Raw genomic sequence first — 14093 nt, forward strand, 5'->3', positions numbered from 1 at the left:
AAACAAGCTCCACCCAGCATCATGAGAACAAAACCAAAATGATGCTGCGGCGGCCTTCATCCACTGCCACACAGAACAATTACACAAAGTTTAGCACGGCTGGACCCGGGCCCTTAATCGGGTGTAGACGAAAGGCCCCGCCTCCACAGAGTGGAAGCGGGGCCTTTCAATGCAATCGACTAGCGGAAATCGTTGCCGAGATCGTAGTCATCCAGCGGGATGGCGTGGAACTCAGGAGCTCCGTCGCCGCCCAGGGAGTCGTACGAGAAGTCACTGAAGGCGCTGGGGCCGGTGAACAGGTTGGCCTTCGCTTCCTCAGTGGGCTCCACGGTGACCTCGGTGTAGCGCGGGAGACCCGTGCCGGCCGGGATCAGCTTACCGATGATGACGTTCTCCTTGAGGCCGAGCAGCGGGTCGCTCTTGCCTTCCATGGCCGCCTGCGTCAGGACGCGGGTGGTCTCCTGGAAGGAAGCTGCCGACAGCCAGGACTCGGTGGCCAGGGACGCCTTCGTGATGCCCATGAGCTCAGGACGTCCGGAAGCCGGAGTCTTGCCCTCGGACACAACGCGGCGGTTGGCCTCCTCGAAGCGGCTGCGCTCGGCGAGCTCGCCGGGGAGCAGATCCGATTCGCCGGACTCGATGACCGTGACGCGGCGCAGCATCTGGCGAACGATAACCTCGACGTGCTTGTCGTGAATACCGATGCCCTGGCTGCGGTACACGCCCTGGACCTCGTCCACCAGGAACTTCTGCGCAGCACGGGGACCCATGATGCGCAGAACCTGCTTGGGATCCACCGGACCGTTGATGAGCTTCTGGCCCACTGTGACGTGCTCGCCGTCCTCAATGAGGAGGCGTGAACGGCGCAGTACCGGGTAGGCGATCTCTTCAGAGCCGTCATCCGGAGTGATGACCAGGCGCATCTGACGCTCGGACTCTTCGATGGCGATGCGGCCGGCTGCTTCAGCAATCGGTGCGACACCCTTCGGAGTACGGGCTTCGAAGAGCTCCTGGATACGGGGCAGACCCTGGGTGATGTCGTCGCCACCGCTGGCGGAAACAGCACCACCGGTGTGGAACGTACGCATGGTCAGCTGGGTACCGGGCTCACCGATCGACTGTGCGGCGATGATGCCGACGGCCTCGCCGATGTCCACGGTCTTGCCGGTGGCCAGTGAACGGCCGTAGCACAGGGCGCAGGTGCCGACGCTGGACTCACAGGTGAGTACTGAGCGGACCTTGACCTCGGTGATGCCGGCTGCGAACAGCTCAGCGATAACGACGTCGCCGCAGTCGGTGCCGCCGGCCGCAAGGACATTGCCCTTGGAGTCCACAACATCAACAGCGAGCGTACGAGCGTAGGCGCTGTTCTCGACGTTCTCGTCCAGGACCAGCTCGCCGTTGGCGTCCGGCACGGCGATTGCCGTGACCAGGCCGCGCTCGGTGCCGCAGTCCTCTTCGCGAACGATGACGTCCTGCGACACGTCCACCAGACGACGGGTCAGGTAACCCGAGTTGGCGGTACGCAGCGCGGTGTCAGCCAGACCCTTACGGGCACCGTGCGTGGCGATGAAGTATTCCAGCACCGACAGGCCCTCGCGGTAGGAGGACTTGATGGGACGCGGGATGATTTCACCCTTAGGGTTGGCCACCAGGCCACGGATACCCGCGATCTGACGGACCTGCATCCAGTTACCACGTGCACCGGAGGACACCATGCGGTTGATGGTGTTCATCGGCGACAGGTTGTCACGCATCACCTGGGCGATCTCGTTGGTTGCCTTGTTCCAGATCTCGATCAGTTCCTGGCGACGCTCGTCGTCGTCGATCAGGCCCTTGTCGTACTGGCCCTGGATCTTGGCAGCCATGGTTTCGTAGCCGGCGAGGATCCGCGGCTTGTCCTTGGGTACCTCGATGTCCGAGATGGCGACTGTAACGCCTGAGCGGGTGGCCCAGTAGAAACCGGCATCCTTCAGGTTGTCCAGCGTTGCCGCCGTGACCACCTTCGGGTAGCGCTCGGCGAGATCGTTGACGATCGTGGACAGTTCGCCCTTGTCCGCAACGTTCTCAACCCACGGGTAATCCGCCGGCAGCGTCTGGTTGAAGATGACCTGTCCCAGGGAGGTCTGGACGATCACCGGCTGGCCGGCTTCCCAGCCTTCCGGAGCTTCCCAGCCCGCGTACGGAACGAAGCCTTCGAGACGGATCCTGACCTGCGAGTTCAGGTGCAGCTCGCGGAGGTCGTAGGCCATGATGGCTTCGGCAACCGAGGAGAAGACGCGTCCTTCGCCAGCTGAACCGACACGCTTGGTGGTCAGGTGGTAAAGACCGATGATCATATCCTGCGAAGGCAGGGTGACCGGACGGCCGTCGGACGGCTTCAGGATGTTGTTCGAGGACAGCATCAGGATGCGTGCCTCGGCCTGGGCCTCGGGGCTCAGCGGCAGGTGGACTGCCATCTGGTCGCCGTCGAAGTCAGCGTTGAAGGCGCCACAAACCAGCGGGTGGAGCTGGATTGCCTTACCTTCAACAAGCTGCGGTTCGAAAGCCTGGATGCCAAGGCGGTGCAGGGTGGGTGCACGGTTGAGCAGCACCGGGTGTTCGGTGATGATCTCTTCCAGCACGTCCCAGACCTGCGGACGGTAACGCTCAACCATGCGCTTGGCCGACTTGATGTTCTGTGCGTGGTTGAGGTCAACCAGGCGCTTCATCACGAACGGCTTGAAGAGCTCCAGTGCCATCTGCTTGGGCAGACCACACTGGTGCAGCTTCAGCTGCGGGCCGACGACGATGACCGAACGGCCGGAGTAGTCAACGCGCTTGCCGAGGAGGTTCTGGCGGAAACGGCCCTGCTTGCCCTTGAGCATGTCGCTCAGGGACTTCAGCGGACGGTTGCCAGGACCGGTGACCGGACGGCCGCGACGGCCGTTGTCGAAGAGGCTGTCAACAGCTTCCTGAAGCATGCGCTTCTCGTTGTTGACGATGATCTCCGGGGCACCGAGGTCAAGCAGGCGCTTGAGGCGGTTGTTGCGGTTGATCACACGACGGTAGAGGTCGTTGAGGTCGGAGGTCGCGAAGCGGCCACCGTCCAGCTGGACCATCGGGCGCAGTTCCGGCGGGATCACCGGGACGGCGTCCAACACCATGCCGAGCGGGCTGTTGTTGGTGGTCAGGAACGCGTTGACCACCTTCAGGCGCTTCAGGGCGCGGGTCTTGCGCTGGCCCTTGCCGTTGGCGATGATGTCGCGCAGCAGGTCAGACTCGGCCTGCATGTCGAAGTTCTCAAGACGCTTCTTGATCGCTTCGGCACCCATGGAGCCTTCGAAGTACATGCCGTAGCGGTCGCGCAGCTCGCGGTAGAGGCCTTCGTCGCCTTCGAGGTCTGCGACCTTCAGGTTCTTGAAACGGTCCCAGACCTGCTCGAGCCGCTCGATCTCGGCGTCGGCACGCTTACGCACGTTGGCCATCTGACGGTCCGCGGAGTCGCGGGCCTTCTTCTTGTCGGCAGCCTTGGCACCTTCACCTTCGAGGCGCGCGATCTCGTTTTCGAGGTCACGGGCGATCGTGGCGATGTCGGAGTCGCGGTTGTCGATCAGCTGCTTCTTCTCGATGTCGTGCTCAACCTGCAGGTTGGGCAGTTCCTCGTGGCGGCTGTCGGCGTCGACGCTGGTGATCATGTAGGCAGCGAAGTAGATGACCTTTTCGAGGTCCTTCGGTGCCAGGTCAAGGAGGTAGCCCAGGCGGGACGGAACACCCTTGAAGTACCAGATGTGCGTGACCGGGGCGGCCAGCTCGATGTGGCCCATGCGCTCACGGCGGACCTTCGCACGGGTGACTTCAACGCCACACCGCTCGCAGATGATGCCCTTGAAGCGCACACGCTTGTACTTACCGCAGTAGCATTCCCAGTCGCGGGAAGGGCCGAAGATCTTCTCGCAGAAGAGGCCGTCCTTCTCGGGCTTGAGCGTGCGGTAGTTGATGGTTTCCGGCTTCTTAACCTCGCCGTAAGACCAGCCACGGATGTCATCCGCGGTGGCGAGGCCGATCTGCATGAGGCCGAAGGAGGATTCGCTGGACATATGGTCCCTGTTCTCTCTTGTTCTCTAAATTCTGAAGTCTTGGTTACGGGAAGAGGGAGGTCATGCCCTGGGAATAGACAGCCGGCGGGCCGACTGCTTTTCCCAAGACATCAACCTGCTAAACCTCTTCTACGGAACTGGGCTCTGCACGAGACAGATCGATGCCCAGTTCTTCCGCAGCCGTGAAGACTGCGTCATCAGAGTCACGCATTTCAATTGTGGTTCCGTCCGTGGAGAGTACTTCCACGTTCAGGCACAGCGACTGCATTTCCTTGATCAAGACCTTGAAGGACTCAGGAACGCCCGGCTCGGGGATGTTCTCGCCCTTGACGATTGCTTCGTAGACCTTGACACGACCGTGGATATCATCCGACTTGATGGTGAGGAGTTCCTGGAGCGTGTACGCGGCGCCATAAGCTTCCAGCGCCCACACTTCCATCTCACCGAAGCGCTGGCCACCGAACTGTGCCTTACCACCCAGCGGCTGCTGCGTGATCATGGAGTACGGGCCAGTGGAACGGGCGTGGATCTTGTCGTCCACCAGGTGGTGGAGCTTCAGGATGTACATGTAGCCGACCGAGATCGGATCCGGGAACGGCTCGCCGGAGCGGCCGTCGAAGAGGCGGGTCTTGCCTGAGGAGTTGATCAGGCGGTCGCCGTCGCGGGTGACGTTGGTGGAGTCCAGCAGACCCGTGATTTCCTCTTCACGGGCGCCATCGAACACCGGCGTTGCAACAGTGGTCTGGCCACTCTCGCGCGGCAGGTTCGGCAGCTGCTTCATCCACTCGGGCTCGCCTTCGATCTTCCAACCGGTCTTGGCAACCCAGCCGAGGTGCGTTTCCAGCACCTGGCCGACGTTCATACGGCCCGGAACACCCAGCGGGTTCAGGACAATATCAACGGGGGTACCGTCGGCGAGGAAGGGCATGTCCTCGATCGGGAGGATCTTGGAGATAACGCCCTTGTTGCCGTGACGGCCGGCGAGCTTGTCGCCGTCGGTGATCTTGCGCTTGGCGGCCACGTAGACGCGCACCAGCTGGTTCACGCCCGGGGGCAGTTCGTCGTCGTTGTCGCGGTCGAAGACGCGGACGCCGATGACGGTGCCGGACTCGCCGTGCGGAACCTTCAGGGAGGTGTCGCGCACTTCGCGGGACTTTTCACCGAAGATGGCACGCAGCAGGCGTTCTTCCGGGGTCAGTTCGGTTTCACCCTTCGGGGTGACCTTTCCGACCAGGATGTCGCCGGCTTCAACTTCGGCACCGATGTGGATGATACCGCGCTCGTCCAGGCCTGCCAGGACTTCCTCGGACACGTTGGGGATGTCACGGGTGATTTCCTCGGCACCAAGCTTGGTGTCGCGGGCATCGATCTCGTGCTCCTCGATGTGGATGGAGGAAAGAACGTCCTCGGCAACAATGCGCTGCGAGAGGATGATGGCGTCCTCGAAGTTGTGGCCTTCCCATGACATGAATGCCACGAGCAGGTTCTTACCGAGGGCGAGTTCGCCCTGGTCCGTTGCCGGACCGTCGGCGATGATGCCGCCGACCTCGAGGCGCTGGCCTTCGTTCACCAGGACACGGTTGTTGTAGCAGTTGCCCTGGTTGGAGCGTGCGAACTTGTTGATGCGGTAGTTGGTTTCCGTACCGTCGTCGTTGAGCATAATGACGAGCTCAGCGGAGACCTCGGTAACCACACCGGCCTTCTTCGCAATGGTGACATCACCGGCGTCGACGGCTGCGGCGCGCTCCATGCCGGTACCCACGAACGGGGCCTCGGAACGGACCAGCGGCACGGCCTGGCGCTGCATGTTGGCACCCATGAGTGCGCGGTTAGCATCGTCATGCTCGAGGAACGGGATCAGGGCGGTAGCCACGGACACCATCTGGCGCGGGGAAACGTCCATGAACTCGACCTCGCCGGCGGGAACGAGCACAGGCTCGCCTCCACCACCACGGGCGCGGACCAGGACGGTCTCTTCGGCGAACTTCTTGTTCTCATCCAGCGGAGCGTTGGCCTGGGCGATCAGGACCTCTGCCTCGTCGTCGGCCGTGAGGTACTGGACCTCGTCGGAGACAACGCCTTCAGCGACGAGACGGTAAGGAGTCTCGATGAAGCCGAACGGGTTGATGCGGCCGTAGGATGCCAGCGAACCGATCAGACCAATGTTCGGGCCTTCAGGGGTTTCGATGGGGCACATACGTCCGTAGTGGGACGGGTGAACGTCTCGAACTTCCATGCCTGCGCGGTCACGGGACAGACCACCCGGGCCAAGCGCGGACAGACGGCGCTTGTGGGTCAGACCCGAGAGCGGGTTGTTCTGGTCCATGAACTGTGACAGCTGGGAAGTTCCGAAGAACTCCTTGATGGCTGCAACAACAGGGCGGATGTTGATCAGTGTCTGCGGCGTGATGGCCTCGACGTCCTGGGTGGTCATCCGCTCGCGGACAACGCGCTCCATACGGGACAGGCCGGTGCGGACCTGGTTCTCGATGAGCTCGCCGACGGCGCGGATACGACGGTTGCCGAAGTGGTCGATGTCATCGATCTCAACGCGCAGCTCGTGGTCCTGGCCGTCGCGCTTGCCGGTGAGGGTCTTCTCGCCGGCGTGCAGGGCAACCAGGAACTTGATCATGGCCACGATGTCTTCAACGTGCAGGACAGAAGCTTCCTTGTCGCCAAGGGAGCGGTCGATGCCAAGCTTGCGGTTGATCTTGTAACGGCCAACCTTGGCCAGATCGTAGCGCTTGGAGTTGAAGTACAGGTTGTCCAGGAGTGACTGGGCAGCCTCGACTGTGGGCGGCTCGCCCGGTCGCAGCTTCCGGTAGATGTCCAGCAACGCGTCTTCGCGGGTCTCGGTGGCGTCCTTCTCCAGCGTTGCACGCATGGAGTCGTACTGGCCGAACTCTTCGAGGATCTGGCCTTCGGTCCAGCCGAGGGCCTTCAGCAGAACGGTGACGGACTGCTTGCGCTTGCGGTCGAGGCGAACGCCGACCTGGTCGCGCTTGTCGATTTCGAGTTCAAACCATGCACCGCGGGACGGGATGATCTTGGCAGTGAAGATGTCCTTGTCACTGGTCTTGTCGGCGGTGCGCTCAAAGTAGGCGCCCGGTGAACGGACCAGCTGGGAGACGACCACACGCTCGGTGCCGTTGACGACGAAGGTGCCCTTCTCCGTCATGAGGGGGAAGTCGCCCATGAACACGGTCTGCTGCTTGATTTCGCCCGTGTTGTTGTTCATGAACTCGGCCTTGACGTACAGCGGTGCCGAGTACGTTGCGTCCCGGTCCTTGCACTCGGCCATGGTGTACTTCGGGTCAGCGAACTCCGGATCGGAGAAGCTCAGGGACATGGTGCCCTGGAAGTCCTCGATCGGGGAGATCTCTTCAAAGATGTCCGACAGTCCGGACGAGGTGGCGACGCTGAGATCGTTTTCTTCGACGGCCTTCGCTACGCGCGCCTGCCAGCGTTCGTTTCCGACCAGCCAGTCGAAGCTGTCCGTCTGCAGGGCAAGGAGATTCGGAACGTCCAGCGGTTCGTGAATCTTTGCGAATGAGAGCCGGCGAGTGGCACCATCAGTGCTGTCGGCGGTGTTAGCGGTTTCGTTATTAGAGGTGCTCGAGGCGACCAAGAGGGATCCTTCCACAGACCTTCAGGCGTTTTCAGATCTCCCCCGCTGTGCACCCTGCGGAATGACTCCGCAGTGCTACCATCCGGTTCCGCTATATGACCCGGGCCGGGGCTTTCCATACAATGACGTTGTTGACGGCACGTTGATGGTCAGCTGCCAGGCAAAGCCCACCGCTATATGAAGGCTGAAGGTAAACAGGGAAGACGCAAATATCTACGATACGGCAAAACCAATTACGTGTCTACCCCACAACCGGACTTATTGCAAGCACTGATTTCTTGATACCGGAAGCGGCATCAGAGCCGCAGCGTAACGTCCTCAGCCGTGCAGGCCTGGGCGTTTGCGAAGACAGCATCACGCACACCATCCTTGGAAGTCTGCTCGGGATCGCCGCCGCTTTTCGCGGCCGTGGAGTGGTCAAGCGCGAGGACGCTGAGCGAGGTAAACAGTCCCACCAGGTTCCCCGACACCGTGTCCTTGGCGTCCTGGGCGGCAAAGTAGATGTCCTCGTAGGCGTTGGAATCGTCCTGGATGGCCTTGTAGTCGGCGTAGAGCGAGTTGAACGTCTCGCAGGCTCCCTTAACACCGCCGGCCTGGGGCGCTGCTGACGGAATGGAAGAGCGCGACGGCGATGCGGTGGAAGGTGCCGACGTGGACGCAGTGGGGGCTGCTGTGGATGAAGTGCTGTCCGGCGCAGGAGTGGCAACGCTGCAGGCGGTGAGTCCGGCGAGGCTGGCCATGGCTGCCGCGGCGAGGATTTTCTTCAAGATGCTGCTGCTCCCTGTTTTGCGTTGCTCTGATGTTCTTGCGTCGCTCTGTTGCTTTCGTCTTCGCCGTCCACCCTACGCACCACCGCGACCTCGCGCACAACCGGCGGATGGGTAGTTCTCCCCTGGTGGCCACGGCCGGCAGGATTGGAATCATCGGCACCCCTGCGGCGTTTGGATAAATAGGTGACATGCCTCACGGTAGCCTTGGAAGTACATCGATTCAGAGCGGAAGAGATCACAATGGGCAACTCCAACGACAACACTGACGTGGTCATCCTGGCCGGTGCGCGCACCCCGCAGGGCCGGCTCAACGGGCAGTTGGCGAGCTTCACCGCCGTCGAACTGGGAGCGCACGCGATCAGGTCCGCGATTGCAGCGAGCGGCGTGGACGCCGGCCAGGTGGACGCCGTCATCATGGGCCAGGTACTGCAGGCCGGCGCCGGGCAGAACCCCGCACGCCAGAGCGCCATCGGAGCGGGAATCGGCTGGAACGTTCCGACCGTCACCATCAACAAGGTGTGCCTGTCCGGGCTGACCGCGGTGATCGACGCCGCCAGGATGATCCGCAGCGGCGACGCCACCGTCGTCGTGGCCGGCGGCCAGGAATCCATGACCCGTGCGCCTCACCTGCTGCCGGGTTCCCGCCAGGGCTGGACCTATGGCGCCATCCAGGCGCTGGATGTTGCGGCGCACGACGGCCTCACGGATGCGTTCGACGGCCAGTCCATGGGCCTGTCCACCGAAACCAAGAACCTGACCCTGGGCATTGACCGGACCTCGCAGGACAACGTGGCCGCCCACTCGCACCAGCGTGCGGCGCTGGCGGCGAAGAACGGCGTCTTCGACGACGAGATCGCACCCATCAGCGTCAAGCAGCGCAAGGGAGATCCCATCGTCGTCTCCACGGATGAAGGGGTACGGCCCAACACGTCCATCGAGTCCTTGGCCGGGCTCCGGGCCGCCTTTGTCAGCGACGGAACCATCACCGCCGGCAACTCCTCTCCCCTGTCCGACGGCGCCTCCGCACTGGTGCTGGCATCGCGCCGATTCGCGGAGGAGAACGGCCTGGAATACCTGGCTGTGGTGGGAAAGCCCGGACAGGTTGCCGGTCCGGACAATTCCCTGCATTCGCAGCCGTCCCACGCCATCATGAACGCACTGCAGCGGGCGGAATGGAGCACCGCCGACCTTGACTTCATCGAAATTAACGAAGCGTTCGGTTCGGTCGCGGTGCAGTCGCTGAAAGACCTGGACTACCCGCTGGAGAAGTGCAACATCCACGGGGGCGCCATTGCCCTGGGCCACCCGATCGGGGCGTCCGGTGCGCGGTTGGCGCTGCACGCGGCCCATGAACTCAAACGGCGGGGCAGCGGCAGGGCCGCGGTCTCCCTGTGCGGCGGCGGCGGTCAGGGCGAAGCGCTCCTGCTGTACCGGGACTGATGGCGGGCACGGAATAATGGTGGGCAGGAACTGATGGCGGGCACGGACTGATGGCGGGGCAGGCGGACAACGGGAGCGCCGCCGTCGGACGTCAGCGCTTCCTTGCTGACGCCGCCGCACGCGGCCTGGACGTGCAGCTGGTGGAGCGGCTGGCCGCGCGGAGCCTCGAGGAGGCTGCCGGGTTCCTGGGCATCACGCCCGCGGACATCGTGAAGTCCCTGGTGGTCAAGCACAAGGACGGGACGTTCCTGTTCGCGCTGATTCGGGGTGACCGGCAGATCTCCTGGCCAAAACTGCGGACCCTGATGGGCGTCAACAAGCTCTCGTTGCCGCCCGCGGACGTGGCCCTGGATGCGACCGGCTACGAACGCGGGACCATCACCCCGCTCGGCAGCACCACCGCCTGGCCGGTGTACGCGGACGCCACCATCGCCGGCCGACGGATCTCCATGGGCGCCGGCGAACACGGCTACAGCGCGTTTGTGGACGCCGATGCGCTCACCGCAGCTCTGGGCGCCGTCGTCGCCGATATCTCCGAACCGAACTAGGCACCACACGCAAGTAGGTCGCACTAACTGTCGTTTTGAGCGCTCATAACGACAGTTAGTGCGACCTACTTGGGTTAAATGCAGGAAAACCCCGCCCACCGAAGTGGACGGGGTTTTCCGTGAAGCGGCGTGAGTTACTTGAGGGTAACGGTTGCGCCGGCAGCCTGGAGCTGCTCCACTGCCTTTTCGGCAGCTTCCTTGGTGACGCCTTCGAGGACAGCCTTGGGGGCGCTGTCAACAACGTCCTTAGCTTCCTTCAGACCCAGGGAAGTGATTGCGCGAACTTCCTTGATCACTGCGATCTTCTTTTCGCCAGCTGATTCGAGGATAACGTCGAATTCAGTCTGCTCTTCAGCTTCTTCAGCTGCGCCGCCACCGGCGGGGCCAGCAACAGCAACTGCAGCTGCAGTAACTTCGAAGGTCTCTTCGAAGAGCTTGACGAACTCGGAGAGCTCGATGATGGTCAGTTCCTTGAAAGCTTCAATGAGCTCTTCGTTGGTGAGCTTCGCCATGGTGTGGCGTCCTTCCTATAGGTGGTGCTTGGCGGCCTGGGCCATTGCCTTCACACCGGAGTCTGGTGGGTGAAGAGAAACTAGTTCTCTTCGGCAGCGGGTGCTTCGGCGGGAGCCTCTGCAGCTGCTTCGGGGGCTTCGTCTGCGGCCGGAGCTTCTTCCGCGGCGGGAGCCTCGGCAACTGCCGGTGAACCGTTCGCTTCTTCGAGCTTGAGGCGCAGTGCGTCAATGGAGCGTGCAGCGGCGGCAGCAGGAGCCTTGAGGATGCCTGCAACCTTGGCGAGCTGCAGCTCACGGGACTCGAGTGCTGCCAGGGCAGCGACTTCGCTCGCGTTCAGTGCCTTGCCCTCGAAGTAACCGGTCTTGATAACCAGCTGCTTGTTGGCCTTGGCAAAATCCGTCAGGCTCTTGGCAGCGGCAACTGCGTCACCCTTGATGAACGCGATTGCAGTGGGGCCGGAGAGCTGGTCGTTGAATGCTTCGACACCAGCTTCCTTGGCTGCAATGGCGGTCAGGGTGTTCTTGACGACCGAGAACTTGGTGTCCTGGCCGAGAGAAACACGCAGCTGCTTGAGCTGTGCAACGGTGAGCCCGCGGTATTCGGTCAGGACAGCGGCGTTCGATTCCTTGAAATCGTTAGTGATCTCAGCTACTGCTGAAACCTTTGTAGGCGTTGCCATAACCCTCCTTCCGGGGATAGTGCCGGTATGCGACGGTCCCCGCTCAGATGAGCTAAAACTAAAAAACGCCCCGCGCAGATGCACGGGGCTTGGCTCAACACGGCTTTCACTGTGGAGCGTTGCTTCGTTCACCTGCGCCGGCCGCCCTATGTTCAGGGTCCTTCGTCCAGAAATACATTTGGCCTCCCGCACGCAACTGCAGAGTTGAGCTGTGTTCAGGAGAATGGATTTCCAACAACCGACGGTCTTTGGTACTGCAAGCTTACGGGACCGGCCGCCTGACCACCAAATCGGCCTTAGCTCTTGCTGGTCCCCAGGTACGGGAGTTCCTTCTGCCAGATGCCGGTCACGCCGGCGGTGGTGAAGCCGAGCTGCTGGTTGACAGTCAGCAGGTACCTGTTCTCGGGGGCGTTCCAGGTGTAGATGACACGGGCATCGGGGAACTGCTCGGTGAGCCGCTCCATGTTGGCCACCTTGATCAGCAGCCCCAGCTTGTTCCCCCGGTGCTCCTGCAGGACCAGGGTGTCGTCCTGGAACACCACATCGGGCCGGTGGGCCAGGACGCTGATGGTGGTCAGGCCCACCAGGGCCCCGGTGGCCAGATGCTCGACGGCGGTGACCACCGTCCGCCGCCCCTGCGCGATGGTGACCTCTTCGGCCTCGCGGAGGATGCCGCCGTCGAACACCATGTCCTGCTCAACGGGAGTCTCGAGGGAAGGGTCGACGTCGGCGCCCGCCTGGTTCTCGAGCACGGCCACGGCTTCCAGCCACTCATCCGGGCAGCGGTCCGTCCAGTGATGGAGCCGGTACCGCCCGCTATTGGCTTCATCCGCCTCGGCCTGGAGGTCGGCCACGAGTTTGGTGTCCAGCGGCAGTGCACAGGAGCTGAACTGTTCGATGTGCTGAAGTGTGTAGCCGGTCCGGCGCGCGAATTCGACTTCCCGGCTGTCCAGCGGCACAAAGCCCTGGCCTGAACCCGGCACCAGCTGGCCGGTCTCGAACTCGTGCAGGGACGCGCCGGGATGGTTGGTGTCAACGAGGATCAGCGTGCGGCCCTCGCTGCGGGCAAGGTGTTCAGCCGCGAGGAGCAGCTTGCGGCCCACTCCCTGGCGCTGGAATTCCGGCAGGATGTCCAGGGTGAACTCCGCCATATCCAGGTTGTCGGTCAGCGGCAAGGCAATGTCAACTGTACCGATGATCTGCTCCCCGGCCTTGGCTACCAGGATGACCTGGCGCTCATAGGGATCGGCCAGCTCCAGGAGCTTCTCCAGCGGTGTGTACGCGAGGTCGTCGCTGCCCCAGGTCTGCATCCGGACTTTGCGGCCCACCTCTACGGCAGCCAGGAAATCCACCGCGTCAGGTGCGTCCAGGGTGTCCGGGATCCACAGCTGCTCTATCCGTACGTCTTCTGCCATAAGGTGCGTCATCCCAGCCGTTTCTGCCATTCGCCCTCATAACCAGCAGGTTTGAATCCAAACAAATTATTTATCGCCAGCATATGCCGGTTTTCCGCGGCGTTCCATGTCAGCACCGACCGCGCCGCCGGCCATCGATGCTGCGCGGTGCGGAGGTTCGCGGCCTTGATCAGCAGTCCCAGCCTCTTGCCGCGGTGCCTGGCAGGGTCCCAGTCCCCGGCTTCCCAGTCCAGTCCGGCAATGGGGACATCCTTGCTCATCCGGTTCTTGAGAACTGCGCATTCAGCCAGGAGTTCGTGAGGACACGTATCAGACCAGCCCACCAGGACGTAGCCGGTTGCCCGTGAACACGCATCCATCTCCAGCGTGTCCAGCTGGTTCGCCGGGACCGGCAGCGTTAGCCGGCTAGACCTCTCCACCTGCTCAAGTTCGTAGCCCGCACCGGCTGCAAAGGCCACGGCAGGATCATCTGCGGGGAGCCCGACCGCGCCGGATTTGGCGGGGATCAACCGGGCCGCGTTCTCCACCGGCCCGGCGGGCAGCTCACAGTACGCATCCAAGGAAGTGCGGACGCTGTCCGCGGCCACCGCCTCGGCGTGCTCCAGCAGCCGGCGGCCCCAACCCCGCCGCCGGAAGGCTGCCGCCACGTCCACCATGATCCCTGCCGTGGACGTGTTCTCACGCAGGGGCAGGGTTACGGAGCAGGTACCCACGGTTTCCTGGCCCAGCCGTGCTACGAAAAGGCGGCGTTCCTCATACTCATTGCCGCGCCAGTATTCCAGGCTCTCCATGGCCGTGGGGCAGCGGTCCAGGTCGCCCCATTTCTCCAGTTCATGCTTCTCGCGCAGGGCGTGGCACTCGAAGAAATCCATCACGCCGCCGGCGCCGCCGGCACTGTGGTCTGTCCCGGCGTCGAGCGCTGAAGGAATGGCCCCTGCGGTGATCATCAGCTGCTGACCGGTCATGCCCCATCCTAACCATCCGTTGGGTTTGGTCGAGGGCAGGCGGAGGCCGTTTGGTC

Annotated in this window: 9 protein-coding genes; 2 read left to right on the forward strand and 7 right to left on the reverse strand. The window is 62.8% G+C overall.

The annotated features are described in order from the left end of the window. Positions 1-179: 179 nt before the first annotated feature. The 3 genes from ACX80X_RS09845 to ACX80X_RS09855 form a co-directional block, all read right to left on the reverse strand. A complete protein-coding gene (locus tag ACX80X_RS09845; RefSeq protein WP_104062633.1) occupies positions 180-4079 on the reverse strand; it encodes a DNA-directed RNA polymerase subunit beta' in 3900 nt (1299 codons plus the stop codon). A 118-nt stretch (positions 4080-4197) separates the two neighbouring features. Then, positions 4198-7707 carry a DNA-directed RNA polymerase subunit beta gene (gene rpoB, locus ACX80X_RS09850; RefSeq protein WP_058931713.1) on the reverse strand — a complete coding sequence of 1170 codons (3510 nt, stop codon included), beginning with the start codon at positions 7705-7707 and terminating at the stop codon, positions 4198-4200. Positions 7708-8003: 296 nt separating this feature from the next. After that, on the reverse strand, positions 8004-8474 hold the full coding sequence (locus ACX80X_RS09855; RefSeq protein ID WP_252598409.1) for a hypothetical protein: 471 nt from the start codon (positions 8472-8474) through the stop codon (positions 8004-8006). A 243-nt stretch (positions 8475-8717) separates the two neighbouring features. Between ACX80X_RS09855 and ACX80X_RS09860 the strand changes: the two genes are divergently transcribed. Beyond that, positions 8718-9917, forward strand: coding sequence for an acetyl-CoA C-acetyltransferase (locus tag ACX80X_RS09860; RefSeq protein ID WP_252608589.1), 1200 nt, complete (start codon positions 8718-8720; stop codon positions 9915-9917). A gap of 50 nt (positions 9918-9967) precedes the next feature. Then, on the forward strand, positions 9968-10465 hold the full coding sequence (locus ACX80X_RS09865; protein WP_459311883.1) for an aminoacyl-tRNA deacylase: 498 nt from the start codon (positions 9968-9970) through the stop codon (positions 10463-10465). Positions 10466-10599: 134 nt separating this feature from the next. Here ACX80X_RS09865 and rplL read toward each other — a convergent pair whose 3' ends face one another. The 4 genes from rplL to ACX80X_RS09885 all read right to left on the reverse strand — a co-directional run bounded on the left by rplL (position 10600) and on the right by ACX80X_RS09885 (position 14037). Then, positions 10600-10977, reverse strand: coding sequence for a 50S ribosomal protein L7/L12 (rplL, locus tag ACX80X_RS09870; RefSeq protein ID WP_056344416.1), 378 nt, complete (start codon positions 10975-10977; stop codon positions 10600-10602). Positions 10978-11057: 80 nt separating this feature from the next. Continuing rightward, positions 11058-11657, reverse strand: coding sequence for a 50S ribosomal protein L10 (gene rplJ / locus ACX80X_RS09875; RefSeq protein ID WP_459311885.1), 600 nt, complete (start codon positions 11655-11657; stop codon positions 11058-11060). 296 nt (positions 11658-11953) lie between these two features. Continuing rightward, on the reverse strand, positions 11954-13072 hold the full coding sequence (locus tag ACX80X_RS09880; RefSeq protein ID WP_252598413.1) for a GNAT family N-acetyltransferase: 1119 nt from the start codon (positions 13070-13072) through the stop codon (positions 11954-11956). Positions 13073-13080: 8 nt separating this feature from the next. Next, entirely contained in the window at positions 13081-14037 is a 957-nt protein-coding gene (locus ACX80X_RS09885) for a GNAT family N-acetyltransferase (protein WP_459311887.1), read from the reverse strand. Between the last annotated feature and the right edge of the window lie 56 nt (positions 14038-14093).

The organism is Pseudarthrobacter sp. MDT3-1, from assembly GCF_054510755.1.

Bases quoted from the DNA above. Each gene is read 5' to 3' on its own strand.
- ACX80X_RS09845 (WP_104062633.1), bottom strand. From the start codon at position 4,079: ATGTCCAGCGAATCCTCCTTCGGCCTCATGCAGATCGGCCTCGCCACC.
- ACX80X_RS09860 (WP_252608589.1), top strand. From the start codon at position 8,718: ATGGGCAACTCCAACGACAACACTGACGTGGTCATCCTGGCCGGTGCG.
- ACX80X_RS09865 (WP_459311883.1), top strand. From the start codon at position 9,968: ATGGCGGGGCAGGCGGACAACGGGAGCGCCGCCGTCGGACGTCAGCGC.
- rplL (WP_056344416.1), bottom strand. From the start codon at position 10,977: ATGGCGAAGCTCACCAACGAAGAGCTCATTGAAGCTTTCAAGGAACTG.
- rplJ (WP_459311885.1), bottom strand. From the start codon at position 11,657: ATGGCAACGCCTACAAAGGTTTCAGCAGTAGCTGAGATCACTAACGAT.
- ACX80X_RS09880 (WP_252598413.1), bottom strand. From the start codon at position 13,072: ATGGCAGAAGACGTACGGATAGAGCAGCTGTGGATCCCGGACACCCTG.
- ACX80X_RS09885 (WP_459311887.1), bottom strand. From the start codon at position 14,037: ATGACCGGTCAGCAGCTGATGATCACCGCAGGGGCCATTCCTTCAGCG.